At 55.1% G+C, this 24647-nt stretch carries 23 protein-coding genes; 9 read left to right on the top strand and 14 right to left on the bottom strand.

The genetic code is table 11. The annotated features are described in order from the left end of the window. Positions 1 to 12 precede the first annotated feature (12 nt). Both VHE34_RS18515 and nagA read left to right on the top strand, forming a co-directional pair. The gene (locus tag VHE34_RS18515) at positions 13 to 819 is read left to right on the top strand and encodes an amidohydrolase (protein WP_325590348.1); all 807 of its coding nucleotides are present in this window, start codon (positions 13 to 15) and stop codon (positions 817 to 819) included. A 9-nt stretch (positions 820 to 828) separates the two neighbouring features. Next, positions 829 to 1944: an N-acetylglucosamine-6-phosphate deacetylase gene (gene nagA, locus VHE34_RS18520; protein WP_325590349.1), complete on the top strand. Its 1116-nt coding sequence runs from the start codon at positions 829 to 831 to the stop codon at positions 1942 to 1944. A gap of 5 nt (positions 1945 to 1949) precedes the next feature. Here nagA and VHE34_RS18525 read toward each other — a convergent pair whose 3' ends face one another. Genes VHE34_RS18525 through VHE34_RS18540 form a run of 4 tightly spaced genes read right to left on the bottom strand, consistent with a single transcriptional unit; the run spans position 1950 to position 5631 of the window. After that, a complete protein-coding gene (locus tag VHE34_RS18525) occupies positions 1950 to 3491 on the bottom strand; it encodes a S41 family peptidase (protein WP_325590350.1) in 1542 nt (513 codons plus the stop codon). Between the two features lie 8 nt (positions 3492 to 3499). Continuing rightward, on the bottom strand, positions 3500 to 4537 hold the full coding sequence (thiL, locus tag VHE34_RS18530; protein WP_325590351.1) for a thiamine-phosphate kinase: 1038 nt from the start codon (positions 4535 to 4537) through the stop codon (positions 3500 to 3502). Positions 4538 to 4543: 6 nt separating this feature from the next. Continuing rightward, positions 4544 to 5332 (bottom strand): inositol monophosphatase family protein, encoded by a 789-nt coding sequence (locus VHE34_RS18535; protein ID WP_325590352.1) that lies wholly within the window; start codon positions 5330 to 5332, stop codon positions 4544 to 4546. After that, positions 5326 to 5631: a metalloregulator ArsR/SmtB family transcription factor gene (locus VHE34_RS18540; protein ID WP_325590353.1), complete on the bottom strand. Its 306-nt coding sequence runs from the start codon at positions 5629 to 5631 to the stop codon at positions 5326 to 5328. Before VHE34_RS18540 ends, VHE34_RS18535 begins: the two co-directional genes overlap by 7 nt. A 71-nt stretch (positions 5632 to 5702) precedes the next feature. On the opposite strand from VHE34_RS18540, the gene VHE34_RS18545 reads away from it, so the two are divergent. Then, positions 5703 to 6845, top strand: coding sequence for a glycosyltransferase family 2 protein (locus tag VHE34_RS18545; RefSeq protein WP_325590354.1), 1143 nt, complete (start codon positions 5703 to 5705; stop codon positions 6843 to 6845). On the opposite strand, the gene VHE34_RS18550 is transcribed toward VHE34_RS18545, so the two are convergent. Beyond that, positions 6840 to 7544, bottom strand: a complete 705-nt coding sequence (locus VHE34_RS18550) for a hypothetical protein (RefSeq protein WP_325590355.1) — start codon at positions 7542 to 7544, stop codon at positions 6840 to 6842. The genes VHE34_RS18545 and VHE34_RS18550 overlap by 6 nt on opposite strands. 103 nt (positions 7545 to 7647) lie before the next feature. Here VHE34_RS18550 and VHE34_RS18555 point away from each other — a divergent pair, with 103 nt between their 5' ends. The 4 genes from VHE34_RS18555 to mtgA are packed head-to-tail and all read left to right on the top strand — an operon-like array spanning position 7648 to position 11060. Continuing rightward, positions 7648 to 9141 (top strand): GH3 family domain-containing protein, encoded by a 1494-nt coding sequence (locus VHE34_RS18555; RefSeq protein WP_325590356.1) that lies wholly within the window; start codon positions 7648 to 7650, stop codon positions 9139 to 9141. A gap of 15 nt (positions 9142 to 9156) precedes the next feature. Then, on the top strand, positions 9157 to 9801 hold the full coding sequence (locus tag VHE34_RS18560) for a LysE family translocator (RefSeq protein ID WP_325590357.1): 645 nt from the start codon (positions 9157 to 9159) through the stop codon (positions 9799 to 9801). Positions 9802 to 9838: 37 nt separating this feature from the next. Then, positions 9839 to 10345, top strand: coding sequence for a hypothetical protein (locus tag VHE34_RS18565; protein WP_325590358.1), 507 nt, complete (start codon positions 9839 to 9841; stop codon positions 10343 to 10345). Positions 10346 to 10358: 13 nt separating this feature from the next. Then, complete coding sequence (gene mtgA / locus VHE34_RS18570; protein WP_325590359.1) at positions 10359 to 11060, top strand: monofunctional biosynthetic peptidoglycan transglycosylase; 702 nt, start codon at positions 10359 to 10361, stop codon at positions 11058 to 11060. Here mtgA and VHE34_RS18575 read toward each other — a convergent pair. From VHE34_RS18575 to VHE34_RS18585, 3 genes are all read right to left on the bottom strand, one after another. Then, complete coding sequence (locus tag VHE34_RS18575) at positions 11049 to 11591, bottom strand: ATP-binding protein (RefSeq protein ID WP_325590360.1); 543 nt, start codon at positions 11589 to 11591, stop codon at positions 11049 to 11051. The two genes, mtgA and VHE34_RS18575, sit on opposite strands and share 12 nt — an antisense overlap. Beyond that, entirely contained in the window at positions 11591 to 12184 is a 594-nt protein-coding gene (locus VHE34_RS18580) for a NifU family protein (protein WP_325590361.1), read from the bottom strand. Before VHE34_RS18580 ends, VHE34_RS18575 begins: the two co-directional genes overlap by 1 nt. A 125-nt stretch (positions 12185 to 12309) precedes the next feature. Then, a complete protein-coding gene (locus tag VHE34_RS18585) occupies positions 12310 to 12702 on the bottom strand; it encodes a MerC domain-containing protein (protein WP_325590362.1) in 393 nt (130 codons plus the stop codon). 72 nt (positions 12703 to 12774) lie between these two features. Here VHE34_RS18585 and VHE34_RS18590 point away from each other — a divergent pair, with 72 nt between their 5' ends. Further along, a complete protein-coding gene (locus tag VHE34_RS18590) occupies positions 12775 to 13437 on the top strand; it encodes an SCO family protein (RefSeq protein WP_325590363.1) in 663 nt (220 codons plus the stop codon). A gap of 7 nt (positions 13438 to 13444) precedes the next feature. Continuing rightward, positions 13445 to 13870: a Fur family transcriptional regulator gene (locus tag VHE34_RS18595; RefSeq protein WP_325590364.1), complete on the top strand. Its 426-nt coding sequence runs from the start codon at positions 13445 to 13447 to the stop codon at positions 13868 to 13870. 190 nt (positions 13871 to 14060) lie between these two features. On the opposite strand, the gene VHE34_RS18600 is transcribed toward VHE34_RS18595, so the two are convergent. The 6 genes from VHE34_RS18600 to uvrB form a co-directional block, all read right to left on the bottom strand. Further along, the gene (locus VHE34_RS18600; RefSeq protein WP_325590365.1) at positions 14061 to 15806 is read right to left on the bottom strand and encodes a M3 family oligoendopeptidase; all 1746 of its coding nucleotides are present in this window, start codon (positions 15804 to 15806) and stop codon (positions 14061 to 14063) included. 6 nt (positions 15807 to 15812) lie between these two features. Beyond that, positions 15813 to 16448, bottom strand: coding sequence for a DUF5606 domain-containing protein (locus tag VHE34_RS18605; protein WP_325590366.1), 636 nt, complete (start codon positions 16446 to 16448; stop codon positions 15813 to 15815). Positions 16449 to 16524: 76 nt separating this feature from the next. Then, positions 16525 to 17178 (bottom strand): DsbA family protein, encoded by a 654-nt coding sequence (locus VHE34_RS18610; protein WP_325590367.1) that lies wholly within the window; start codon positions 17176 to 17178, stop codon positions 16525 to 16527. Positions 17179 to 17227: 49 nt separating this feature from the next. Further along, positions 17228 to 19549 carry a hypothetical protein gene (locus tag VHE34_RS18615; protein ID WP_325590368.1) on the bottom strand — a complete coding sequence of 774 codons (2322 nt, stop codon included), beginning with the start codon at positions 19547 to 19549 and terminating at the stop codon, positions 17228 to 17230. A 130-nt stretch (positions 19550 to 19679) separates the two neighbouring features. Beyond that, positions 19680 to 22589, bottom strand: a complete 2910-nt coding sequence (gene polA, locus VHE34_RS18620) for a DNA polymerase I (RefSeq protein WP_325590369.1) — start codon at positions 22587 to 22589, stop codon at positions 19680 to 19682. Positions 22590 to 22607: 18 nt separating this feature from the next. Beyond that, entirely contained in the window at positions 22608 to 24647 is a 2040-nt protein-coding gene (gene uvrB / locus VHE34_RS18625) for an excinuclease ABC subunit UvrB (RefSeq protein ID WP_325590370.1), read from the bottom strand.

Consider the following 24647-nt stretch of genomic DNA (forward strand, 5'->3'; position numbering starts at 1 on the left):
GTACATTGCAACATGTCGAATTTGACCGTAACGACCATCCAGCCGGACATTGTCTGGGAAGATAAGGCCGCCAACCTGCAGCGGCTGGAGCAAAAAATAATTTCCCTTTCCATTACGGAACCCACCGAACTCGTCATTTTACCCGAGATGTTCAGCACGGGTTTCAGCATGCGGCCCGAAAACCTTGCCGAGCCGATGGACGGCCCGACGATCAGCTGGATGAGCGATGTCGCGGCCCGGCGCAGGATTATTCTCACCGGAAGCGTCATTATCCAGGAAGAGGAGAATTATTACAACCGGCTGATCTGGATGTTGCCTACCGGGGAATACGGCTATTATGACAAGCGTCACCGGTTTGCCTTTGCCGGCGAGGACGATCACTATACGGCGGGGCATAAACGGCTTATCGGCGCCGTAAAGGGGTGGCGCATCCTCCTGCTGGTATGTTATGATCTTCGTTTCCCCGTGTGGAGCCGCCAGACCCCGGCGGAGCCCGGTGAGCCCGACCTGGAATATGACTGCATCCTTTATGTCGCCAACTGGCCCGAACGCCGGTCGCTGGCCTGGAAGACGCTGCTCCAGGCCCGGGCGATCGAGAACCAGTCCTACGTCATCGGCGTCAACCGGGTCGGAAACGATGGGAATAATATCTATCATAGCGGCGACTCCATGATCATCGATCCGCTTGGGGAAACGCTCTACCATGGACAAGGCAGGGAAGAAGTGTTTACGTACACCTTGCAGAAGGAACGGCTCACCGAGGTACGGCAGAAATTCCCTTTTTGGCGGGATGCAGATCGTTTCACAATCGAACCATAATACCATCCAATGTCAGCAACCGCATTTATCGCCCGGGAGGTCTTCACAGGCAGCGAGATCCATATGGGCAAGGCCGTTCTCGTAAAAGATGGAACAATAACGGCGGTCGTCGATGCCAAGGCGGTGCCAGCCGGGTACCGGAAAGAAGAGCTGGGCGGCTACCTGTTGGCGCCGGCCTTCCTCGATCTCCAGATCTATGGGGGCAACGGGAAGCTTTTTTCCGCCGAGCTGACCACGGAAGCCCTCGAGGCCACCTATGAATATTGTCTGCAGGGCGGATGTACGCAGTTCCAGATCACCCTGGCCACCAATTCCATCGAAAAATTCGTCCGGGGGCTGGAAGTCGCCCGGGAATATCGGAATGGGGGAGGGAAGGGGCTGTTGGGCGTACACCTGGAGGGGCCCTATATCAACCCTGCCAAAAAAGGGGCGCATATTGAAAAATTCATCAAGAAGCCGACGGTAGCGGAGATCAGACATCTCCTGCAAAAGGGAAAGGATCTTTTCCGGATGATGACCCTGGCGCCGGAGCAATGCGACCGCGACTGTATCGAGCTCCTGCTGAAGAGCGGGGTCGTCGTTTCCGCGGGTCACAGCAATGCCACCTATGACGAAGCCATCGACGGTTTTTACCAGGGCATTCCCGCAGCCACGCATCTTTTCAATGCGATGTCTCCCTTGCAGGGACGTCAGCCGGGGATGGTCGGCGCCATCTATGACAACAATGATGTGCGGTGCAGTGTCGTTTGCGACGGCGTGCATGTCGATTTCGCCTCGGTGCGCATCAGCAAGAAGGCGATGGGGCAGCGGCTTTTCTTTATCACGGATGCGGTGACCGAGGTCCAATATGGGGAATATGTGCATGTGTTCAGGGGCGACCGCTATACCCTGCCCGACGGAACCCTCTCAGGTTCTGCGCTGACGATGCTCCAATGTGTGCGCAACGGAGTAGAGAAATGCGGTATTCCCCTGCCCGAGGCGCTACGCATGGCTTCCTTATATCCCGCGACGGTGATGGGTATGCAGGAACATTGGGGGACCATTCAACCGGGCGCACGCGCCGATCTCGTCTTGCTGGGCGAAGAGTTGAATTTGCTACAGGTTATTGTCGATGGGGAACGCTGAGGCGGCTAGTTCCTGCCCGCGCTGTTATTGATCAGCTCTTTTACCCGGGCGGTCTTGAAATCCTGGCCCTTACCGATGGCTTCGACCGTCGGCAGCGCCGGCACATCGGGCAATACGCCCCGCCCATCCTTCTCGCGGCGGCGGTCGACGACGAGGCGGAACCGCGGCAGGCGGAAGCGGACCTTCGTATTCGGCAGCGTCGCATCGGGGATCATCCAGGCCGTATTTCCGTAGTAGGCTCCGCCGGTTTCCTCGCCGACGATGGTGACGTTCGATTGACCCTTTAGCGCACCCGCAAAAAGACAGGTCGCGGAGAAGGAGTTACCGCCCGTAAGGATATATACATTCCCGTCGAAGTGGTGCTCTTTGAACGGCTTGAAATAATGCCGTTCGAAATAACCAAAATGATATTTGCCGTCGCTGCGCTTTCGGCTGGCCACCAGCGAGAGCATCTCGTAAATGAACCCGTTGTTGATATACCGGTCGTAGGGACTATGCCGGCGGACGGTGTACAGGGAGTCCGCGACCTTGAATTTTTTGTTGATCAGGTAGCGGGTGAGCCGCGTCGAAAGCGAGGCTTCGCCGCCGCCGTTACTCCGCACGTCGACGACAAGATTCTTGACGTTCCGGTCTTTCATCTGTTGGAAGCTGCGCCGGAAGAAACCTCGCAGGTGATACCCGTGCTCGAAGGTGTTCAACGTAAGGAAGGCTGTGCTGCCGGCGCTGTCAATGGTGAAGCTGCGCGTGAGCAGCAGCTCCCGTTTCTTCCGGTCTCTGCGTGTCAGCGGCCGGGTCCTTTGTGCCGGGCCTTTTTCCCGCTGGCCGGTACCGGGCAACAGCGTTCTGCCGAGGCTTCGGCGTTGAGTATCGGCGCGGGGATCGTAGATGGGAATGCGGATATCCCTGACGATCCCGCCGGGGTCCCTATAGGCAATGTCGAAGGAGTCGGTATAGCCGAAGACGTCCTTATACCAGGAACTGAAATGAAGACCGGTGCTGAGGTACTGGTATTTTCCCGTTTGGTTGAGGCCGTCGGTGACGATATAGTTGAATAGCGTATCGGTCAACTGCTGGGCCGTCCGTCCGTCGATACTCATGATCTGCGTGCCCCGGCGCAGGATCGTATCCCTGCGGTTGAGGTTGGCCGCGACGACCATCGTGTCGCTCCAGAACTTCAGCACCAGCGGGAACTGGCGGAGCCTCGCCGTGTCCAGGTAATGAGCGTAGGCTTTGGAGGCGCGGACGGAGGTGTGGCCGCAGTCGACCTTGGCGATGACATAGCTCAGGACCGTGCGGAACTGCGGTTCGGTCATCGAGTCCCTGATGGCTGCATATCCTTCGTCGAAGTAGGCCGACATGCTGTCTTTGGGAGTATACCAGTACAGGCTGGGGTGCCAGGCTTCGAGGAGGTGCCGGAAGACCATATAATCCTTTTGCAGTTCAGCAGGCGCATATTTCCTGTCCGGACGGAATCCTTTTTCCGAGGTCCCGCAGGCGAAGAGGAAGCACGCTGACAACAGCAGCAAGGAAGTATGGAATCGGTTCATTCGGTCACTCATTTGGCGGCAAAGGCGTTCCACCCCTGTGCGGTGATATCGAAGGTGTTGCCCCCCTTGGTAATGATCTTTCTTCCCTGTTCGGGCTCTGTCATATAACCGATGACGCTGATCTGTTCGTTCAACACCAGCTTTTCATAGTCCTGTTGGGGAATGGTGAATAAAAGTTCGTAATCTTCGCCGCCACTGAGCGCGCAGGCTGTGGGATCCAATTCAAATTTAAAAGCGGCGTTGCGCGTCTCTTCCGCGATGGGGATCTTGTCTTCATACAACACGCAGCCTAACTCGCTTTGCCGGCAGATATGCAGTATCTCGGAGCTCAGTCCGTCGCTGATGTCCATCATGGCGGTAGGGACGATATCCGACTGCTGGAAGAATTCGATGATATCTTTGCGTGCTTCGGGCTTCAGGAGCCGGCCGATGACATATTTCTCGTTCTCCAGGTCGGCTTTTACCCCCGGGCTTTCGAGGAAGATCTTTTTCTCGCGCTCCAGCAGGATCAGGCCCAGGTAAGCGGCGCCCAGGTCCCCCGAGCAGCAGATCAGGTCCCCCTTTTTGGCGGTGCTGCGTTTGACGAATTGGTCCGGGGCCACTTCGCCGATAGCCGTGACCGAAATGACAAAGCCTTTTTTGGAGCTGGCCGTGTCGCCGCCGACCAGGTCGACCCCATAGGCTTCGCAGGCGGCATAGACCCCTTCATAGAACTCGTCGAGGGCCTCGAGGCTGAAGCGGTTGCTGATGCCGATACTGAGGGTGATCTGCGTGGGTGTGGCATTCATCGCATAGACGTCGCTGAGATTGACGACGACGGATTTGTACCCCAAATGCCGCAAAGGGGTATACATCAGGTCGAAGTGGACTTCCTCAAGGAGCAGGTCGGTGGTGATTACCGTCTGCCGGCCAAAATGGTCAATGACGGCGGCGTCATCTCCAACCCCGACCAGGGTGGAAGCGTTCTTTATCTCTATATTCGCCGTAAGGCGGTCGATCAATCCAAACTCTCCCAGGGAAGAGATCTCGGTCCTGTTTTCGCTCATAATTTTTTATTTTGTCAGAACGGCATGTCGCCCGTTCACCACGTCGACGAGCTCGTCATGGATCTTGCCGTTGGTGGCAATGATATGGGGCTGATAAGGGGAGTAATGGGCGCCGGCAAAGTCCGAGACGCGGCCGCCGGCCTCTTCCACGATCAGGAAACCCGCCGCGCTATCCCATGCCGACAACTTGTGCTCATAGAACCCGTCGAAGCGGCCAGAGGCTACCCAGCAGAGGTCCATGGCTGCCGAACCCAGCCGCCGGACCGGAACGCCGCCACGGATCAACCGGGAGAACACCTCCAGCGGGCCATTGGGCTGGTCCAGGTAGGTATACGGGAAGCCGGTGACGAGGCAGGACTTAGCCACGCTGGTTTCGCCGCTGACCGTGATCTTTTTGTCGTTCAGCGTAGCCCCATAGCCTCGCTGCCCAAAGAAGAACTCGTTGATAAAAGGGTTGTAGACGGCGCCCAGGATCATCTCCCCGTCCTGCTCGACGGCGATCGACACGCAGCAGAGCGGAAGGCCATGTGCGAAATTTACGGTGCCGTCGATAGGGTCGATGATCCACTTATAATTCGAATCCATGACGATCTCTCCCGCCTCTTCGCTGAGGATGTAGTGACCGGGATAATCGGTCTTGATCACTTCAAAGATCGCTTTTTCCGAAGCGTGATCTGCTTCCGTAACCAGGTTATTAACGCCTTCCTTATTGGATATCAGAAATTCTCCCTGAAAATACCGCTGCATTACGGCAGCACCGGCTTCGGCCGCCTTTATGAGTGTTGATTTTAGCATGGCGCAAAGATAGGCGAGCTAAGCTCACCTAATGCGGAAAGATATTGATTCAGGATGCCGGTGTTGAGATGATAGCTGTAGTTGCGACCTTCTTTTTCGCCGTCGATCAGCCCGGCTTCGACCAGGATCTTTACGTGATGAGAAATAGAAGGCTGTGCGAGACCGACCACGTCATGCAATCCGGAACATTCGCCGCAGCCGCCTTTGCCGGCGATGTAGTGAAGGATCTTGAGGCGGTTGCTGTCTCCGAGGGCCTTGGATATCTTTTCGATCTGCTTGAGGGGTAATGTTGAGGTCATCTCATTCTATTGACAAATGCAAATGTATCAATTTTTCGGTATATATTGGCAAAAAACACTTATTTGCGCCAATGAAGTTGACTGTGATCATCGTCAATTACCGGGTCCGGTACTTCCTCGAGCTTTGCCTGCACTCCGTAGAGAAGGCGGTCAGGGGAGTGGAGGCCGAGATCGTCGTCGTGGACAACCGCTCCGCCGACGAGAGCCTCGGGTATCTCCGGCCGCGGTTTCCGGGGGTGCGGTTTGTGGCCAATGCCGAGAACATTGGGTTTGGCCGGGCCAATAACCTGGCGCTGGAGCAGGCCCGGGGGGAGTATGTCCTCTTTCTCAATCCTGACACCATTCTTCCGGAAGACTGTGTGGATCAGTGTCTTGCCTTCCTGTCGTCGACTCCGGGCATCGGCGGGTTGGGTCTGCGGATGATCGATGGAGGCGGACATTTTCTAAAAGAATCAAGGCGGGGATTCCCGACGCCCTGGATCGGTTTTTGCCGGCTGAGTGGTCTTTCGAGCCTCTTCCCGCGAAGCCGGTACTTCTCGGGTTATTATCTTGGACACCTTCCCGCCGACCGGGCGCATCCCGCACCGGTTCTTTCGGGCGCCTGCTTATGGGTGAGCCGGGCGGTGCTCGAGAAGACGGGCTATTTCGATCCCCGGTTCTTCCTGTATGCCGAGGACATCGATCTGAGCTACCGGATCGAACAGGCGGGGTTTACCAACTATTATACGCCTGCGGTGACGATTGTGCATTTCAAAGGCGAGAGCACCAGGAAGGATATCCGCTATGTCCGGCAGTTCTACCGGGCCATGCGGCAGTTCCGGCGGAAGCATTTCAATAAGGGGTTGCCGGCCCTTTTCGACTGGGGCATCCAGGCGGCTATCCGGTTGCGTTCGGTGCTGGCTGTGGTTGACGGGTTGCTGCGGCGGCGAGAGGAGCGGCCGGTGGGTGGCCGCGTTTTTGTTGAGGGAGATGCTACGGAGGTCTCACGGGTGAAAGGGCTGATCGGCGACCGGCGGATGATTGTGGATACGGTTGCGGAGGCGGACGAGCTGCTGCTTTGCGAGGGAGCGACGTATTCTTTTCGGAGGTGTATCGTCCGATTGGAAGAGGAGGGTCGGACGGGCAAGCGAAGGGTACTGTTTTGTGCGGCGGGAAGCGGAGCGATAGTGGGAAGTTCCGATCGGAAAGATCGGGGTGAGGCGATCGAACTATAGCGGCAATTCGCTATCCACCAGCAGGGTTTCCAGGCGGCGACGGGTATAGAGCAAGCCACCGAGCAGACCTACCGTCCAGAAGAAGACCACTGCATAGGCGAGACCTTCGTCCGGCTCATAGCGTTGGAGCAGGATGTCGAGCTGCCGGGCAACAAATTGGTGCACCCACATGGGGAGGAACAGGAACAGGGGAAAATAGATGAATTTGGCCCCCCAGCTCGGAAGGAGCGTAAATATCTTCACCAGCGGCGGGATAGTGATCACCAGCATGATCAACAGGCCGAGAGTGGCGAAGAGGTGATGATAGATGCCGTCATAATGGGAGAAGAGTAGCTTTAGTCCATTGGTCAGGTCGCCGCCGCCCGAAAAGGCCGCTATCAGCATGGCCATGGGTTGGGCCGCCAGAACGAGGTTGCAGCCCAACGATTGATCGGCCAGGCTTTCCCGGTTGCCCATCTTTATCCACCCGATCCAGATGGCCACGAAATTGACCAATGGACCCGCAAGGGTGGCCAGGGCCCGCTGGCCGTTGGAGACGGATAGGATGCCGCCGATCTGCCATCGATCGAATCCGCGCGGACCCCAGCTCCCGCTGACGAGGGCGGCGACCGCTGCGTGAAGCCAGTCATGGAGTTCCATTATAAAGAAATTCAGGCAAAAGAAGGAAAGGATATAAATCGGGGTCAGTTTCAGCTTCATTAAATAAATGTAACAAAAATATCATCCAAAACGTTAATTTCGCCGCATACCAAATGACAAGGGTTTCTTAATGGCGCTGATTGAAATTCAACTACCTAAATCTTTGGCTAAAGCTTTGCGGCTGCCCCAGAAATCTCCCCGGCGGCAGCAGTTGAAGGTATTACTGAAACTTCTAAAAAAGGCGAGGTTCACCGAGTTCGGTCAACAGTACCGGTTTGATGAGATCCTGCTAAGCCGTCATCCGGGGAAGAAATTCCAGGAGATGGTGCCAACGTTTGACTACAATACGATCCATGCCGCGTGGTGGAATCAAACCCTCGAAGGCAAAGCAGACGTATGCTGGCCTGGGAAGATCAAGTACTATGCGCTGTCTTCCGGCACTTCGGAGGCCGGCAGCAAATATATTCCCATCACGAATGATATGTTGCGGGGCAACCGCATCGTGATGATCAAGCAGTTGCTCACATTGCGTAACTACCGGGATATCCCCGTGAAGAGTCTCGGCAAGGGCTGGCTGATGATCGGCGGAAGCACCAGTCTTCAAAAGGGCGCGGGATATTATTCGGGCGACCTCAGCGGGATTACCGCGCGGAGGGTCCCGTTCTGGTTCCAGCCGTTTTACAAGCCCGGGAGGAAGATCGCGCGTACGCAGGACTGGACCAAGAAGCTGGAAGAGGTCGTGCGGCTGGCGCCCCAGTGGGATATCGGTTTTCTCGTCGGGGTGCCGGGCTGGATCCAGCTCTGCATGGAAAAAATCATCGAGAAGTATAACCTGAACAATATCCACGAGATCTGGCCCAACCTGGGCTTTTTCGTGCATGGCGGCGTAAGCTTCGAACCGTATCGCAAGGGTTTTGAGAAATTGCTGGGCAAGCCGATCACCTATATCGAGACCTACCTGGCTTCCGAGGGCTTTATCGCCTACCAGGATGTCCAGTATGCAAAGGGGATGAAGCTGGTGACCAACCAGCACATCTATCTCGAGTTCGTTCCTTTCGACAATAATAATTTCGACGCCGACGGAAATCTCATGGCGAACCCGGAAGCGTATATGATCCATGAGGTGGAGGAGGGGAAGGACTATGCCCTGCTGCTGAGCACCAGTGCCGGCGCCTGGCGGTACCTGATTGGGGATACGGTCCGTTTTGTGGACAAGGAGCGCTGCGAGATCATCATCACCGGGAGGACGAAGCATTTCCTGAGTCTTGTCGGCGAACATCTCAGCGTGGACAATATGAACAAGGCCATCCAGCTGGTAATGGACGAGATGAACATCACCGTGCGTGAATTTGCGGTCGCCGGGGTTCCGCATGGTCTCTTTTTTGCACACCAATGGTGGTTGGCCAGCAACGACCCGGTGGATGAACAGCTTATCCGGCAGAAGATCGACGGCAAGCTCAAGGAGCTGAACGATGACTATGCGGTGGAAAGAGACAGCGCGCTGAAGGATATCTATGTAAAAGTGCTGCCGGAGGAAAAGTTCATGGAGTTCATGCGCCTGAAAGGAAAGATCGGCGGTCAACATAAATTTCCCCGGGTATTAAAGGGAAAGATGTTGCTGGATTGGCAAAAATTTCTTGAGACGGGAAGCGTTTAGATTAATCAGTAAAACATGCTGAAGGCCGTTTTAACAGGACTAACCCTGGGGTTCGCACTTGCCTTATCGGTAGGGCCGATCATTTTTACCATTATCAAGCAAAGCCTCGACAACGGCCATAAGGGCGGTTTCAGCTTTGTCGCGGGGGTATGGATCAGCGATATCCTCCTCGTGGTCCTTAGCAACACCCTCACGGCGGTCGTTTCCTCCCTCGATGAACACAAGAAAGTGGTAGGCGCGCTGGGCGGCAGTTTTCTTATCCTCATGGGCCTGTACTTTGCCTTCTTCAAAAAGGTGACGCTTGCCAAGGAGGCGGACGGGCCACAGGCGCGTTTCCGAAAACGGGATATGGCCCGGATCTTTGCCTCGGGCTTTATCATCAATACCCTGAATCCCGGCGTCATTTTCTTCTGGTTGGGGAATACGACGCTGATGGCTGCCCGGTTTACCCTGAATGAGCGCATTTTGGTTTTTTCCGTTTGTCTGTTTGTCAATATGGGTGCGGATGTGTTGAAGGTGATGATGGCGGATAAGTTGCGGAGCCGGCTGACGGTAAAAATGCTCTCCATCATCAATAAGATCGCCGGAGCCTTGTTGGTTATCTTTGGTGTTGCGCTGGCTTACGATGTTCTGTTTCTGCATCGGATAAGTACGCATTAACATATCACTTGCAAATGGTCTTTGTATGTTTACCGTTATGCGCAAGATCGTAATACTCCTTCTCTGTACAATTCCCTTCCTGAGCCGGGCGCAAAACGATGTGCTGGTACTTACCAGGCGCGGCATGCATGTCCGGGCGTTCACGGTGGGCGATAACATCAGCTTTGAAACCGTATATGGACAATGGTTCACCGGCGACATCAGCGATCTTCGCCGGGATACCGTTTACATCAATGGACAGGCATTTAGTTATAAAGAGATCGACGCGATCAAACGGGATAGGAACGGGCTTAACAAATGGACCGGGTATAGCAATCGCGGCACCGGCATCCTGCTGACCGCGGCGGGAGCGGGGCTGTTCGCGATCGGCGCATTTAATGGCGCCCGGCGCGGCGATAAGGCGAAGGAATGGTATACGACATCCGGGTATATTGTGGGCGGGGCGCTTATTGCCACCGGCGTGTATTTGATCGCCAGCGTCAAGAAATATTACCGGCTCGGCGGGAGATACAAGCTGCAATATTTGCAGATAGGGCGGCGCTAGGGTATATTGCAGCATGGCCATCAACACAAAAGGATTGATCCCCCGCGCATGGAGAATCTTTAAGCGCGTTGTTCTCTTCCTTTTCATTTTCCACCTTTTTTATCTGCTGTTACTGAAGTGGGTCGATCCGCCGATCACGCTGACACAGCTTGGTAGCCTGTTCAGGGGCGAGGGGTTGAAAAGGACCTACGTGTCGATGAAGGACATCTCGCCTTATGCAAAGCTGGCGGTTATCTGTTCCGAGGACCAGCTTTTTCCCGATCATGACGGTTTTGATTTCAAATCCATCGAAAAAGCAATGAAGCATAACCAGAAGAGCAAGTCGTTGCATGGCGCCAGCACGATCAGCCAGCAGGTGGCCAAGAACGTCTTCCTCTGGCAGGGAAGGAGCTGGTTTCGCAAGGCGATGGAAGCCTATTTTACCTTTATGATCGAATGGATGTGGGGGAAGAAGCGCATCCTCGAACTCTATCTCAACATCAGCGAAATGGGGAAGGGCGTATATGGGATCGAAGCGGCGGCCCATACCGACTACAATAAGTCTGCCCGTAACCTGACCCGGATCGAGGCGGCCCGCATTGCCGCCTCGCTGCCCAATCCGAAAGTGTATACAGTCAAGCCGCTGTCCAGTCATGTCGCCGGCCGCAGTGCGTGGATCGTCGGTCAGATGGGCGTGCTCCAGAATGATCCCGATATCCAGAAGTTATTGCAATAATCGCCCGACCGCGGTAATTCCGGCGGCCACGCGGGCCTCACCTTCACCGCCGATCTCTATCCAGGGGGTCGATTGATTGATAAGGCAGTCCCGGTAGATGTGAAACAACCGGTCGCGGGATTCTAGATCGGGATATTCGCGTAAGGGATCGCTTGTCCAGGGCAGGTCTGTCCGGCAGAGGAGATAGCCGTCATAATGCCGCTGAGCGATCTGGTCGAGGATCCAGGGATCGCAGTGGCCGAAAACAAACTCACTCCAGACCTTCATCACGTACATATCGGTGTCGATAAAGAGGTATTGGTGGCCGGCCGCGTTGGCCGCGGCGGTCTGGCGATCTTCAAGGGCCAGCTGACCCCGGGCAATGGCCGTCAGGTCTTCGGGTTTATACCGGGTGCCTTTTTGTAAGAGATATTCCCGCGCATATTCGGGTACGTAGCCTGTTTGATAATGGCGGGCGAGTGCTTCGCACAGAGAGGACTTTCCGGTGGATTCCGGGCCAATAATGACGATCTTTTTAAGGGGGGGCGGCATTATTCCGCTTCGGCGACGACCTCCTTTACCTCGGGGATCATCCGCTTCATCATGCTTTCGATGCCGGCCTTCAGCGTGATCATGGAGGAGGGGCAACCCGAGCAGGAACCCTGCAGCATGAGGTTGACGACGCCTTCATTGTAGCTCTTGAACTGGATGGCGCCACCGTCCATTTCCACGGCGGGCTTTACATAGTTCTCGAGCAGCTCTTTGATCCGTTTTACGACATCGTCGTCATCGGCGTCGATGGTGTTGCCTTCGGATTTTGTGACGACAACCTCCTCTTCGTTGATGACGGGCTTTCCTTCTTCGAGGTATTCTTTCAGGAACTGGCGGATGGCGGGGATGACATCGTCCCAGTCGGTATCGGCGGTCTTCGTCAGGGTGACAAAGTTGCTGGCGATAAAAACGCTTTTGATAAAGGGGAACCCAAACAGCTCGATCGCCAGGGGAGAGGGTTTGGCGGATTCGACGTCCGGGAAATCGATGATCTTGCCGGGGTACAAAAGCTTGTTGGCCACGAACTTCATCGTTTCCGGATTCGGGGTCATTTCGGTATAGATGCTGATCACCGGGTTGCCTGTTTTTATCATAAAAACGCGATTTTTTGAATGCCGGGATGCCCGGCAATTGAGAATCGCCCATCCCGCATTCCGCGGATGATGGGCCTTCGGCCAAATCGCCTGCGGCGATTTCTGAGGGCAAAGTTACTAAATCCTCAGGACTGCCCGCTAGTGAGATTGGGAAATAATGGGCGGCGGCTTAGGCGGTAATTCTGGAGATGGGCGGCGACGATTGCCAGGACCGCGAAGGGGAGGATCGCCAATTCGTAGCTATGCCATATCTGTTTGGCTATCAAAAGGATCATCCCCGCGCCAAAAAGCAATAAAGGGATCGGCCGCCGGTGATGCCGGCGGAAACCATGCCAGAGCGCGCGCGTGCCGATGGCAAGGGCCAGGGCGATCATACCGTATTCAAAAACTGCGTTGTGAATGATATTCACCCCGAATAAGGGAAGGCTGGCCATGGCCAGCGGGAGGATCGCGCAGTGGATCGCGCAAAGAACCGAGGTTGTAACCCCGAGCGCATCCCAATTGATCTTTGAGAACATATCGCCAAAATTAGCACTCTTGCAACAATGTTGCAAATAATTTTGCGAGAACAATGTTAACTTTGTCGCATCATGAAAAAGAAGAAAGTCCTCTTCATCGTCGGGTTCTTTATACTCCTGTTCGTCGGTTTTTATTTTGCGCTGGGACAGATCATCCCGGGCTTCGGGGAGCCGGTCCTGCCCGTATTGAGCAATGTACCCTCATTTTCCTTTAATGATCAGGAGGGCAAGCCTGTGACTGAAAAGGATCTTGCCGGTAAGGTCTACGTCGCCGAATATTTCTTTACCACCTGCCGTGGTATTTGTCCGAAGCTGAACACGAATATGAAGGATATCGCCCGCGACTTCGCCGGGGAGTCCAATTTCCGCATCCTTTCCTACACGGTCGATCCGGAGACGGACAGCGTGGCGCGAATGAAGGTCTATGCAGATTCGTTGGGGGCAGATCCGAAAAAATGGTTCTTCCTGACGGGCCGCAAGGATAGTCTTTATCACCTCGCCCGCTCGGGCTATCTGTTGGACGACCCGAAGAACAATGCGACAAATATCAATGAGCAGTTCCTGCACACCCAGTTCCTGGCGTTGGTCGACAAGGGGGGAAGGGTGAGGAAGATCTATGATGGACTGAAGAAAGACGAGCTGGCCGACATGGAAAAGGACATCCGCATCCTGCTGAAGGAAAAGACGGAGGCTCCGCGTTTTGCAAATGGCTTATTTAACAATAACCCCGGTTGACCAACATATGGAAACGGAAAAGAAAGTTGAAGAGATCCTGAAGAAAAATCACTTGAGCATCACCGGTGGCCGGCGGAAGATCCTGGAGCTCTTCCTTCAGGGGGATGGCGCGTTATCGCACAGCGATATCGAAAAGAAGGCCGGCGAGAAGTTCGACCGGGTAACGGTATATCGTACCCTACAAACCTTCCTTGAAAAGGGAGTGATCCACAGCATTCCGACCGCGGACAATTCCATACGGTATGCGTTATGCAAGGATGATTGCTCGGGTGGACATCACCGCGACGATCATGTGCATTTCATCTGTAACAGCTGCGGCAATACGGTTTGTCTTGAGGATGTGGCGGTGCCGGAGATAAAGCTACCGCGCGGATATCTCAGCGAACAGGTGGAGATGCTGGTCAGCGGTGTGTGTAAGAGTTGTAACAAATAATTCCTGAAAGAGAAAGCCCCGATGTAGAAACACCGGGACTTTTGGTTAAGGCTCTGATTAGTAGCTTCTTTATGTAGACTATTACATTTTTCGAATCGGTACTTGCAAATATAGCCGGAAAAAAGCATACGAACAAGCGAACTAAGTACTACTTTCCGGGTATTTTTTTAATTTTTTTTTCGCGCTTTTATTAGTTACGTGCTTCTTGCAAATTCTGCGATTCTATCGCTTCCATTTCTTCGCTTACAAAAGCCATGAGGCGTTTAATGTGGTCTTTCGAGAAATCGAATTTCAGACCCGCGGCAGCGTATAGTTCCGGAAGAGTGCGCGTTCCCCCGAGGCTAAGGGCATTTACATAATTACTTAATGCCTTCTCTTTGTTATTCTTATACTGCATCCAAAGCCCGATGGCGCCGAGCTGTGCAATGCCGTATTCGATGTAATAGAATGGCACTTCGAACAGGTGGAGTTGTTTCTGCCAGCCATATTCGCGGTAGTGTTCCAATCCGGTCCAGTCCACCGATTTGGAAGAGAACTCATCCAGAATACGCATCCAGTTCGCCTTTCTTTCCTCAAGCGTATGGTTGGGATTCTCGTACACCCAATGTTGAAATTTATCAATAGTTGCGATCCAAGGGAAGATCGAGATCACACGCTCCAGCTGGTGTTCCCTGGCCCGTGCTAAATCGTTTTTATCTGTAAAGAATAATTCCCAATGATCCATGCTAAACAACTCCATCGACATGCTGGCCACCTCGGCGATCTCCATCGGGTATTCCTTGAAGGCGCTGAGTTTTAGCGGATGGGAGAGGAAGGAATGGATGGCATGGCCGCCTTCGTGGACCATCGTCGTCAGGTCGCCCATCTGGCCCGAGGCGTTCATAAAAATAAAGGGGGCCCCGGTCTCTGCTAACGGACAATTGTAGCCGCCTGGCGCCTTGCCTTTCCGGCTTTCCAGGTCAAACCGGCCCATCTCCTGCATAGTCCGCAGACAATCCCCGAAAAAAGGATTTAGCTGGTCGAAGCACGCTGTCGTCTTCGTCAGCAGGTCTTTGCCGTTGGTAAAGGGGCGGAGTGGTTCGGTTCCTTCGGGCTCGGCTTCCCCGTCCCAGGGGCGCAGGGTATCCAATCCGAGCTTTTTGCGCTTCTTCTCATTGATCCGGCTGACCAGCGGAACGACATATTCCTTCACTGCTTCATGGAAGCGGAAGCAGTCTTCTTTGGTATAGTCGAAGCGCCCCAGCTCCTGGAATTTGAAATCCCGGAAATTGGGGAAGCCGGCATTTTTGCCCATTTTGTCGCGGATGGCTATCAATTTGGTATACAGGTCATTCAAAGCGTCCTTATCCTGCAGCCGGCGGTCCTGCATCTTCCTGTAAACGCTTTCGCGAAGCGTGCGGTCGGGGTTTTCCAGGAATTTCGAGGCCTGCTGAAGCGTATATTCCTGGCCGTTAACCTCGACGGTCATTTTGCCGGAAATGACGCCATACTGCTGGCCGAGCACGCTGGACTCCGCATACAGGGGGATATTCTCATCCCGGAACAGCTCAATGCGCTTTTGAACGCCCCGGAGATAGGTAAAATATTCCTTTTGATCCAGCTCCTGCGTATGCGGGTTTTCCACGAGCCGCCGGTTGAGGCGGTCGGCAAAGGGCTGGATCTTCGGCTGGATCTCGAGGCAGAAATAATTGAAGGCTTCTTCAAGCGATTTGTTCTCGGTATCGCAGGTCATCCGGATCTGCCGCCAGCAGGCGTCCTCGCTGACGACGGCTTCCAACTCGCTCATGTCGATCAGCCATTTCTCCAGCTGTGCGCGTGTATCGAGCGGTCTGTCTACGAGGTCCTGGAAATAGGGCTCCAGGCTTGTCCAGTCGGTCAACACATAGTCCGCGGGCAGGAAGTGCCGCTGCGGTTTCTCAAGATTTGCGGTAAGCATTTTGAATTACTTTTTCTTTTTGGCTGCTGTCTTTTTTGGCTTCTCCTCCTCTTCTCCTTTCTCTTTGGCGACGGCCTCGGCTTTTTTCTTCGGCGCCGCCTTCTTTGCTTTTGGCTTTTCTTCGGCAGGCTCCTCTTTCTTTTCTTTCACAGGTTGCGATTCTTTTGCAGCCTTTGTCGCTTTTTTTGCAGGTGCCGGTTTTTCTTCCGGCGCCGCTACTTCGGCCGGTGCGGCCTCTTCGGTCGCTTCTTCCTCCGGCTCGGTCAGCTTGATCTCTATATTGTTCGATTTCAGTACGGCGAACCACTTGACCATCTTCTTCAGGTCGCTGCTGTAGACGCGGCTAAAATCCAGATCGGGATATACCTTCGTGAAATAGGCCTTGAGGGACGCATTGTCCTTTTCATCGGGCAGCTTCTCGGAGCTGGCTTCCATGGCCTTCAGCACATCGACCAGGTTGACATTGTCCCGGACGGTATAGACTTCGATACTCTCCAGATGCGAAAAATTATGACTGCGGCTGGCGACAAACCTTGTGCTTTTATCGTCCAGCGAACGGACGATGGCGCCATCGGACTTGCTGCTAAGCAATTCGTACAAACCCGGCATCCCGGTAACTGCAATGATCTTGTTATATTCCATATTCTATTTTTCGAAGGACCTGCAAGTTACTATTTACGGCTCATTTGCAGACAATTTTTTTCGCTGCAAAGCCGTGTCAGAAGCCGCTGGAAGCGGCCTGGCCCATGGCTTGTTCGATCCCGTTCCGCATCGTTTCATAGTCCGCATACCCCCGGGTCAGCAGGTAGAATTTCGAGTCGCTGACCTGTAGAAATACGGTGGGGAAACCATTCACCTTCAATTGCCGTACCAGGGCAAATTCATCATACGCTTTTTCTTTATAAGCGGGGTGATGGAGCTTTCCATAGAATTCCTTTTCGGGGATGCGGTATTTTTCCGTCAGGTGCCGGTAGGCTTCGTCGTCGGTGAGATCCCGGCCTTCGTAATGCAGGGCGTATTGCAGCTCGCCGGCAAAGAGCACGGGCTGGTCGGGATAATAGTCTTTGAAGACGCAAAGGGCGATGGCCGGCTTCTCGGAGCTGGGATACCAATCGCTTTCATCCGGGTTGTTGATATGCCAGACCCAGTCCTGGCCAAAGCGCACACCCGTACGTTCTTCGACGACGGGATACGCGGATCGGATATAGTCCGCCATGATTCCAATGTGCCGTGGTTTTTCCGGCAGGATCATGCCTCCCGAGAGCACTTCGAAGGCCAGTCTGTCGCGATATTCTTCATAGATGCGCCGGATCACGGGGCTAAACCCGTAGCACCAACCGCAATACGCATCATAACAATAGTAGATAGTCATTGGGCATAAAAAATTTGCGGGGGCTTAAGCCCCCGCAAATTTAGTTTATTTAGTGTCGTCCCGGCCGGCTGCTACCGCCTCCGCCGGAAGGCCGCGAACCGCCGCCTCCACCCGAGGGCCGGCTGAAGCCGCCGCCGCTTGGCCGGCTGAATCCACCCCCGCCGCCGAAACCACGGGATTGCTGGAAGTTCTGCTGCCGCGTGAAGCCACGGTCGCGCATCTGCTGCTGCCGGTTGAGATTCTGCTGGACGCCGGGATTGTTACGAACCGGCTGCCATGAGTTGTTGCTGCGCTGCTGCCACTGATTCGTGGTGGGGTTGCGCTGGTAGACATTACCACTGCGATCGGAGAAGACATTATTGGAAGCTCCCGGTCTTGCAAAGCCTCCGGGTCTTCCGCCTTGCGGGCCTGCCGGTCTGCCGCCGTTGTTGAATCCGTTGTTGAATGCCCCGGGTCTTCCCGCAGCCGGTGCGCCAGGCCTGCTGAACGTCGCGCCCCTGCCGATCGTGGACCGGTTGTAGAACGTATGGTTATCCCGGGTGACCACCCCGCCGCGGCCGGCGTAGATGTTCGTGTGATAGTTGTTGACGTAAACATTCCGGTTGCGATAGAAATTCGAGCCATAGAAACCATGGCTCCTATACCGGTTCCAGGCGTAGACCGGGCGATAGACGTGGGGACCCCACCAGCCGCCGCCGGCCCAACCGCCCCAGCCACCGTGGAAGCCGAGACCGAAGTGGAACCAGCCAAATCCGTAGCCATAACCAAGGGTCCAGCCGGCCCAGGGGTTATAGCATACGTTGAAACCCCAGGTCCAGGGCCGCGGGTAGTAGAACCCGTTGTACCAGGGATCATAGTAGAAGCCGGTACCATAGACTACCGTAGGTCCGTAGATATAGGTGTTGAGGTAACCGGGGGTATAGCCCATATATACGTAGTCGGGAGTGACGTCGTAGATATAGACATACTTCGTGTTATACAAGGGAGAAGAAGGCGGGATGCGATCCACTTCGTCAGGACGTTCAGTGGCCACCGTCCAGGGTCCGTTCGGACTGGGAGCCTGGAACCATACGCCGTTGTCCACGGTGTAGTAGATGCCATGATCGAGGATGACGGAAGAGGAAGTGTTTGTCCCGTATTGCATGTCCGTTCCCTGTAAAGGGGAGAACTGCGGTTCTCCGTTATAGTTGACCGAGGTGCTGGCCGAGTTCCGGTCCACCTTGGCCGTCTGCGGAACCTGTGCATCCATGATGGCCTCGCGGGCGGCATCGGTGCCGGCGACACTGGCCAGTACGTTATCCTTGGGGCTGCCCTCGGGGATCTTCGCGAAGTCAGCGGGCAGTGAGTTGCTGGCGACATAGTGCCAGCCGCCGGTCAGCGAACCGGAGGAATACCAGCGACCGGCAATGAGCACGAAATACTTGCCCGAGCCGCCGTCCTGGAAGAGATCATTGGAGGAGTTGCTGGCATAAGAAAGGTTTGTTCCGGGAATTGCCGTGAAATTGGGTTTCCCGTCGGTCTGGATCAGCTCCGCCGGCGATGTGCTGACGATGATGTCCGACACCCTGGAATCTTGCGCTGCCGATGCGGAGTCGATATAACCCGCATTGCTGCTGTTGGCATTGTCGACGGCATTCTTCACCTGGTCCAGTTCCGAAGGAACGCTGCCGGCCGGGCTGTAGGGACCCGTAGCCGATTGCGCCTGGTACCAGCGCTTTCCGCCATAGAGGTAGAAACCACCGTTGTTGGCCTTGACGATGGTAAAGGGAGTGTTGACCACGACGTCGAGATTCCAGTCTTTATTTTGCTGCAGCTTGGGCTGACCGTCGATCATCACGAGCAGGGCGGGCTTGTCGCTGTAGATGATCCGGGGCGCCGTCGTATTCAGGTCTTTGGACAATTTCTTTTGCTCCGTGTTCATATCCAGCCCTGAGAGCAGCTCATCCAGCGAGAGATCGCCGGCGGCCGAAGGCAGGTTCGTTTCCAGCGCCGTTTTCAGGCTGCTGATAAAGTTTTCGTCGGTCTGACCGGGGAACTTGACATTGGGGACCTTGACAGACTGGATGATGACCCGGCGGTTATCCCTGTCGGTCTCTACGTTGGCAACCGACCAAAACGTACCGAAGACGGGATCCTTGCCGGCGGCAGTAACGGAAATGGCCCAGCGGGATTTGAGGACGTTGTCCGTAAAGGCTTCCGGCTGGGGTTCATAGATCTTGATGACCGTACCGTCATCGGTAGTAAAGCTTCTCGGCCAGTCCTGCTGTTGTTGCTGCTGGGCCGGTGGGGGCCCGTCCTCCTGTGCGCGGGCGCTGCCAGTGAGAACAACGGCGGCAAGCAGTACGGAGAGTATAGTACGAATGCTTCTCATATGTTATGTATATTAAAGATGTTTGTATATAGACTATCGCGAGGCCCCAAAGTTTGCTATTGATTACAAATAACATGTTAAAAAATAGCGCTCACTTTTTAATGTCGGCCGGCGCCGGACGCCCGGCCCTCTAATGGGCTTCCAGCCAGTTGATTCCGGAGCCCATTTCCGCGATCGCCGGAACCTCCTGGGGCAGGGGAAGGGCAGTTTGCATACAACGCATGATAATCGGTTTAATTATCTCAAGCTCAGTTTTATGCGCGTCGAACACCAGTTCGTCATGCACCTGCAGGAGCATCCGGGACTTCAGCCCTTCGCGGGCAAACTCCTCGTGGATGCGGATCATGGCCAGCTTGATCATATCGGCGGCCGAACCCTGGATCGGGCTGTTGATAGCGTTTCGTTCGGCGAAGCCACGGACGGTGAAATTCGCGGAATTGATATCCTTCAACCACCGTTTCCGGCCCATCAGGGTCTGCACAAACCCGTTCTCCCGGGCGAAATTGATGGTGTCGTCCATGTATTTCTGGATCCCTGAGAATTGCGCTTTGTAATTGTCGATGATCTCCTTGGCTTCCGAGCGACTGATGCCGAGGTTGTCGGCCAACCCAAAGGCGCCCTGGCCGTAGATGATCCCGAAGTTGACGCTCTTGGCCTTGTAACGCATCTCTTTTGTCACTGCGGATTCTTCGACGCCGAATACTTTGGCCGCGGTGGCGGTGTGGATGTCCTTGCCGTCCCGGAAGGCCGCGCACATGTTGGGGTCCCCGCTGATGGCGGCAACGATGCGCAGCTCGATCTGCGAATAGTCCGCGGATACCAGCAGGAACTCTTCATTGCGGGGAATAAAGGCCTTGCGGATCTCCCGGCCCCGTTCGGTTCGGATCGGGATATTCTGCAGGTTTGGATTGTTGCTGCTGAGACGACCCGTCACCGCAACCGCCTGCGCATAGCTGGTATGGACACGACCTGTCTTCCGGTTGATCATCGTCGGCAGCGCATCGACATAGGTCGACTTCAGCTTGGTGAGCTCGCGGTAGGCGAGGATATCGTCGACGATCTGGTGGCGGCTTGCCAGCTTCAGCAGAACGTCTTCGCCCGTGGCATACTGACCGGTCTTTGTCTTTTTGGCCTTGGGGTCCAGCTTCATCCGTTCGAATAATACCTCGCCCAGCTGTTTGGGCGAGCCGAGATTGAATCGTTCGCCTGCCTGCGTATAGACCCGCTCCTCGGCCTGACGCGCTTCCCGGTCCAGCTCCTTGCTGTATTCAATCAGGAATTCGGTGTCGACCCGGATCCCTTCGAATTCCATATCGGTAAGCACCTTTACCAGTGGGTTCTCCACTTCATAGAACACCCGCTCCACTTCCTTTTTGCTCAATTGCGGCAGGAAAATATGTTTCAGTTGCAGCGTGATATCGGCATCCTCCGCGGCATAGTCCTTGATCTTTTCCAGCTCCACATCCCGCATATTTCCCTGGCCCTTCCCTTTCTTGCCGATCAGCTCCTCGATGTGCACCGGTTCGTAGCCGAGGTATTGGGCGCTAAGCAGGTCCATTCCCCGCTTGCCTTCGGGCTCGATTACATAGTGCGCCAGCATCGTATCGAATACCGGCCCTTTTAATGTGATGCCGTACCACTTCAGCACCAGCAGATCGTATTTCAGATTCTGGCCAATCCACGTAATATCCGGTGAGTCGAATAAGGGACAAAACAGAGATAGCACCTTCTGCGCCGCAACGGCATCCGGGGGGCAGGGAACATACCAGGCCTCGCCGGCTTTTACGGCGAAGCTCATGCCGACGATGTCCACGTCATTGGCGTCGATGCCCGTCGTCTCGGTGTCAAAACAGATCTCTTTGTGCTGCTTCAGCTGTTCGATAAGCGCGCAAATGGCTTCTTCACCGACAATAGCGGTGTATACATGCTCGGTATTGTGGATCGTCTTCCCCGCCGGCGGCAAAAACCCATCCTCCACATCCTTGATATCCTCTTCCCCCTTTTCAACCGCGGCTTCGATCCGGGTACTCGCTTCCTCCAGCTTCTCCGCGGACGGTGCCGGTCCGGCCGGTTTCTTTTTGCCGGCAGCCGGCGGTTTTACGGCGTTTCCAAACAGGTCCGTCTGCACGCCCTCCGGCGCACCATAAGCCGGAGTAAAGGTCTCACCCAGGATGCGCTTGCCCAGGGTCCGGAATTCCAGCATCGTGAATATTTCATTCAGCGCTTCGCGGTTCCATTCCTTGAGCTGGAAATCTCCTTCATGAAATTCGACGGGCACGTTGGTGATTATCGTTGCCAGCTTCTTGCTCATGATCGCCGCCTCCTTTCCGGCACGCACTTTCTCGCCCAGCGCGCCCTTGATGCCGTCGGCGTTGGCGAGTACGTTCTCCACTGTGCCGTATTCCGCCAGCAGCTTGGCCGCGGTCTTCTCACCCACGCCTTTGATGCCGGGAATATTGTCTACGGCGTCGCCCATCAGACCCAGGACATCGATCACCTGCGAGACGTCCTTTATATTCCATTTTGCGCAGACCTCTTTCGGCCCCAGGATCTCTGCGGCGCCGCCCTGGTAGCCGGGTTTGTAGATGCGGATCTTTTCCGACACCAGCTGTCCGTAGTCTTTGTCAGGCGTGACCATATATACGTCATAGCCCGCGGCGGCGGCCTGCTTACTAAGCGTACCGATGACGTCGTCGGCTTCATAGCCGTCGAGCTCGACACAGGGAATGTTGAAGCCTTTGATGATGGCTTTGATATCGGGCAGGGCTGCGAGCAGGTCTTCGGGAGCCTCCTGCCGGTTGGCCTTATAGTCTGCGAAATCGGTATGCCTTTCCGTCGGCGCTTCGGTGTCGAAGCAGACGGCCATATGGGTCGGCTTTTGATTGTTGATAAGGTCGATCAGGGCGTTTGTAAATCCGAATTGCGCGTTGGTGTTGCGGCCCTTGGTGGTGAGCCGGGGATTGCTGATCAACGCGTAATAGGCGCGAAACACGAGCGCCAGTGCGTCGAGGAGAAATAATCTCTTATCCGTATTTTCCATGGTAGCGAAATTAGGCAATTAGGCCTTCATTTCTTTCAGCTTCTTCTGCAACCCGAACATCTCGTCCCGCAGTCTTGCGGCCTCCATGAAATCGAGGTCACGGGCCGCCTTTTCCATTTCCTTTTTGGTTCTTGCGATCGCCTTTTCCACCTGCGGAATCGTTTGATACACCTCCTGGTCCTCGGCGACCGCGGGGACCAGCTCTTCGTCCGGCGCCAATGCATAGGGGTCGTCGGGGTTATATCCCTTGATGTCCAGCACGGAAGTTTGCGCAAAGACCTGCTCCTTGGATTTCTTGACGGTTCGCGGAATGATGCCGTGCTTTTCATTATGGGCGATCTGTTTTTCCCGGCGTCTCAAGGTCTCGTCCATTGTCCTTTGCATACTCTCCGTGATGGTATCGGCATAGAAGATCACCAGCCCGTCCACGTTGCGGGCGGCGCGGCCTGCGGTCTGCGTGAGCGATTTTTCATTTCGGAGAAATCCTTCTTTGTCGGCATCGAGGATGGCGACAAGGGATACTTCGGGAAGATCGAGCCCTTCCCGCAACAGGTTGACGCCGACGAGAACATCGATCTCGCCCAACCGTAGCTGCCGCAGGATCTCCACCCGTTCGAGCGTGTCCACTTCGCTGTGTATGTATTTCGACTTGATATCGATCCGATGCAGATACTTATCCATCTCTTCGGCCATGCGTTTGGTGAGGGTGGTCACCAGGACGCGATCACCTTTCTTTACGCGCTTGTCGATCTCATCCAGCAGATCGTCGATCTGGTTGGCGCTCGGTCTCACCTCGATGGGCGGGTCCAGCAGGCCCGTGGGCCGTACCACCTGCTCGACGACGATCCCTTCCGATTTCTCCAATTCATAGTCTCCCGGGGTGGCCGAGACGTAGATCGTCTGGCCGGTCATCGACTCGAATTCGTGAAAATTCAGGGGGCGGTTGTCCAATGCGCTGGGCAAGCGGAAACCATAGTCTACCAACACCAGCTTACGGCTGCGGTCGCCGCCATACATCCCGCTGATCTGCGGCACGGTCTGGTGACTCTCATCCAGCACGAGCAAAAAGTCCTTCGGGAAATAGTCCAGCAGGCAGAAGGGCCGGGTACCCGGCATGCGCCGGTCGAAGAAGCGGGAGTAGTTCTCCACGCCATTGCAATAGCCCAGCTCGCGGATCATCTCCACGTCGTAGTTCACGCGTTCGCTCAGGCGTTGTGCTTCGATATATTTTCCGACGTTCTTGAAATAGGCCACCTGTTCGGCCAGCTCGTCCTGGATCTCCGCGAGCACCTGCTGAATGATATCCTTTGGCGCGAGATAAAGATTGGCCGGGAAGATCGCGGCATCGCCGATCGGCGCGATGCGCTTGCCCGTGCTGATGTCAAAGCTTTCGATTGAATCGATCTCGTCTCCGAAGAAGCTGATCCGATAGCCATAATCGACGTAGGGCAGGTTGATATCCACGGTGTCGCCTTTTACCCGGAAGTTTCCGCGTGCAAATTCTATCTCGCTGCGTTTGTACAGCGAGTTGACCAGGGCATGGAGGAATCCCTGGCGCGAGATCACCTGTCCCTGCTGAAGGCGGATGATGCCGTTCTCGAACTCGGCGGGGTTCCCGATACCATAGATACAGCTGACGGAGGCCACGACGATAATGTCCCGCCGGCCGCTCAGCAGCTGGGTCGTCGCCTGCAGCCGGAGCTTTTCGAGCTCTTCGTTGATCGACAGGTCTTTTTCGATATACGTATTGCTGACGGGCATATACGCTTCGGGCTGATAGTAGTCATAGTATGAAACGAAATAACCGACGGCGTTGTCCGGGAAAAATTGTTTGAACTCGCCGTAGAGCTGGGCGACAAGGGTCTTGTTATGCGTCAGCACGAGGGTGGGACGCTGCACGTTCTGGATGACATTGGCGATCGTAAACGTTTTTCCGGAACCTGTGACGCCCAATAAAGTTTGATATTGTTCTCCCGCAAGGAGGCCATCGGTGAGCTGGCGAATGGCTTCCGGCTGGTCGCCGGAGGGAGGAAAAGGTGCGTTCAGTTTGAAAGGCAT

The organism is Puia sp., assembly GCF_035546395.1.
GTDB lineage: Bacteria > Bacteroidota > Bacteroidia > Chitinophagales > Chitinophagaceae > Puia.